The sequence below is a fragment of the Mycobacterium intermedium genome, assembly GCF_002086275.1.
GTDB lineage: Bacteria > Actinomycetota > Actinomycetes > Mycobacteriales > Mycobacteriaceae > Mycobacterium > Mycobacterium intermedium.
This window is the reverse complement of sequence record NZ_MVHT01000185.1, coordinates 1-3,383: the sequence shown is the minus strand read 5'-3', so window position 1 is coordinate 3,383 and position 3,383 is coordinate 1. Positions and strand designations below refer to the sequence as shown.

Sequence of the window (3,383 nt, the reverse complement as noted above, 5' to 3'; positions counted from 1 at the left end):
GAGTGGGGACTTCTACCTGGCCACCAGTGGGGACTTTCTACTGGCCACAGATGGGGACTTTCTCATGGCCATTCACAAACCGTCCAGGCATCTGAGCTCGGACCAGCGCAAGCTGTGTGGCGAGTCCGGCGCCTGTCTGCCATCGACAAAATCGAGAAACCCGTAGCGCTCACGCAGCAGCGCGCGGTCCTGGGCGGACAGATTAGCATCGACCACCGGAAATGCCCGAGCCGAAAGTGACACATCGAGGCAGCAGTTCAGGAACGAGTTAATGGCCTGCTCAGTGGTCTCGCGGTCCGCTAACCACCACCTTGGCCTCGCCTGGACCGGGGAACCAAACCCCGCACCAATGCTTCGGGATACGGTGACGCTTTAAACCCGGCTGATCGAATCTGAGCTATGAAGTGTTCAGGTAGGAATAAACTTTGCCGACGCATGCACGCTCACCGGTACCTGTCCGGCCGAGTCGGAGGTGCGTCGGGCACGTGCCGGCCGTTACGTCCTGGCCGAGTGGTCGCGAGCGCCCCGGCGATGTTCGACACCACACGCCTGGATCATCAAGCCGGCGGTGTGGAGGGCCGTGACCCGACCCCATCGTCGGACTCGACGGCGGGCGATCGGTGTCGAACTATAACCGCCGGGCTCGACGAGTGCTCTGCATCGCTGCAATGCGCCCTATGCAGCATCCCTCCGCCCCGACGCGCGTCGCGAAGAAGGCCGCAGTCGGATCTGTGGAGGCGAATTCTTAGTTCTGCAACCCCGATTCGATCAGTGATATGCAGGAATAATGAAACCGAGAGATGCAGCTGATCGTCTAGTGTTTTGTGTTGCTGTGGCGCGTCGCACCCGCTGATACCATGTGTGTATGGCTGCCGAAGAGAACGCGACGTATGTCGAATACGAAACGTTTTCTGCGGCAACCATCACCGACCAAAACATCAATGAATTTGCCACCCACAGCTATACGTTAATCGAACAACTAGTTCCATCGAAAGAACGGACTAGGATTTGCCAGCGAGCGCTTGAACTAGTTGAGAACGCGGCGCCCGGTCCGGGGCCCGGCTCATTTGAGAGGTGTGGTGACTTCCACATGGAATACCTTCTCGAGAGCCTTACTCCGACGATCGGACAAGTCGCTCAACACGTTCTTTTTCCCACCTATTCTTTCTTTCGTATTTACACGACCGGCGATGGCCTTGCAAGACACGTCGACCGGCCATCCTGTGAGTTCAGTGTGAGCGTTAATTTGGGATATAACGCCCCCACTCCCTGGCCGCTTTGGGTCGAAGGCCCCTTAGGTCCAAGGAGTGTTGCCCTGGAACCCGGGGATGCGGTGGTCTACCGGGGTTTGGAGTGCCCGCACTGGCGCGACCCGTTCGACGGCGAGTTTGCTGTGCAATTATTCTTGCATTATGTTGACCAAGACGGTCCTTACGCAGAATGGAAGTTTGACAAGAATCGTCGGCTCAGTACGATGCCCACAGCAATTCGACTTGCGAAGCATTTGCACCTCGAGTCCGCCGGAATTCTTGAGTTGGGTCCTAGTCGAAGCGTTCCGCTTAATCCCGTGTGGATTCTGGTTCTGGAAAAACTTCAGAGCAATTGCGCAGTAAATGAAATTGTGAACGACACGATGGCAAAATTTCACTTATCACAAGTCAGGGCGGAAGCACAAATACAATCTATCTTTTTCTGGCTGGAGAAGAACCGTCTTGTATATATTGACTAGAAGATGAGGCCCGGGAACAACTGGCGTGGCTGCCCGCCAGAGTTGGGCGTTGGGGTGGCACTCTTCGGCGATAAGTTCGTTGAGTGCTCGTTGATGGGTCCCGCACCAGCGCGTCGGGTTTTCATCTGGATGTTGAGCAGCGCAGATAGGGGCCAACTTCAGCTTAGGCGCCCCACCACGGTCGCCGCGTAGTCGCAGCAACATTGTCCGTAGCTCGCGACGCATTTGGATGATCGTCAAGCGGTAGGCAAGGTCGGCGAATCGGGCGAGGTGTCCGAATTCTAGAGCTGAAACATGACCTGTGCGGTCCAACGATGTCCGCCGGTTGTTCTTGGCCAGCTTACGGCGTCCCACGCCGCATCCTTGCCCACCTCGACGACATCTTCCTCGAGGGAGCCTTCGGCAAGTCCCTGTCACGTCGACCCGCCTGACGAAGCCGTTGTCGATGGCTGATCTCTGACTCACCTGGATTGGTGCGATGCTCGCCGAATAGCAAAACCATTGGACACAAAAGCCTCGGCTAGATCAGACGCGGCGCTGGCCGATCCCCTCCGCGACCCCCCGATTGCCGGGTACCATCTGACGTCGTGTCCGAGTCGGTGACCGCGCGCCCCGAGATCTGCCTGAACATGATCGTGCGTAATGAGGCACACATCATCCACGAGGTGCTCGACTCGGTGGCGCCTTATATCAATTCATGGGTGGTCGTGGACACCGGTTCCGACGACGGGACCCAGGATGTCATTAAAAGCCGCATGGCCCATCTTGGCATCCCGGGAAAGCTTTACGAACGCCCATGGTGCAACTTCGGCCATAATCGCACCGAGGCGCTGACTCTTGCCCAGGGCCACGCCGACTATATCTGGGTCATGGACGCCGACGACGTACTTTGCGGTACGCCGGACTTCACCCGACTCAGTGCCGACGTTTACAGCCTGCGCGTCAAACAAGGGGCCTGCACCTACTGGCGCTCGCTTGTGTTCCGCGACGGACTGCCCATGCGTTACGTGGGCGTCGTTCACGAGTATGTTGTGTGCGACGACCCCCGCGCCTCGTCGGCACGCCTCGAGGGCGGGTATCACATCGAATCTCGTCGCATTGGTGCCCGCAGCCAAGACCCGCAGAAGTATGCGCGGGATCGCGATTTGCTGCTGGCCGAGGTCGAACGTGACCCCGAGGACCACCGGTCGGTGTTCTACCTGGCCCAGAGCTACTTTGATCTTGGCGATTTCGCCAACGCGCGCAAGTGGTATGCGCGGCGGGCTGAGATGGGTGGCTGGGCCGAGGAGGTCTATTACTCGCTGTTCCGCCTGGCGCGGGCGATGGCGAATCTCGGGGAGCCGTGGCCGGATATTCAAGATGCCTACCTGCGGGCGTGGGCGTTTCGACCGACTCGTGCTGAGGCGCTTCATCAGATCGCCGCTCACTACCGGGGGGAGGGGCAATATCAGCTTGGGTACCTGTTCGCCGAGTGTGCCGCTGCGATCCCGCTTCCCGAAGAGGACATTTTGTTTGTCTTCGCAGACGTTTATGCCTGGCGTGCCGTTGATGAGCAGGCGGTGTGCGCGTTCTGGATCGGCAAGCATGCCGAGGCGTTTGCGTTGTGTCGGCGGCTTCTGGCCTGCCCAGAGGTCCCCGATGATCGTCGACAGGG

2 protein-coding genes are annotated in these 3,383 nt (G+C 58.8%); both read left to right on the top strand.

Annotated features, from left to right (window positions below; translation table 11 throughout):
- Positions 1–865: 865 nt before the first annotated feature.
- The gene (locus BST27_RS32055) at positions 866–1,729 is read left to right on the top strand and encodes a hypothetical protein (RefSeq protein ID WP_139805463.1); all 864 of its coding nucleotides are present in this window, start codon (positions 866–868) and stop codon (positions 1,727–1,729) included.
- Between the two features lie 587 nt (positions 1,730–2,316).
- The coding region (locus BST27_RS29850; protein ID WP_249025742.1) for a glycosyltransferase at positions 2,317–3,383 on the top strand (1,067 nt) is incomplete at its 3' end.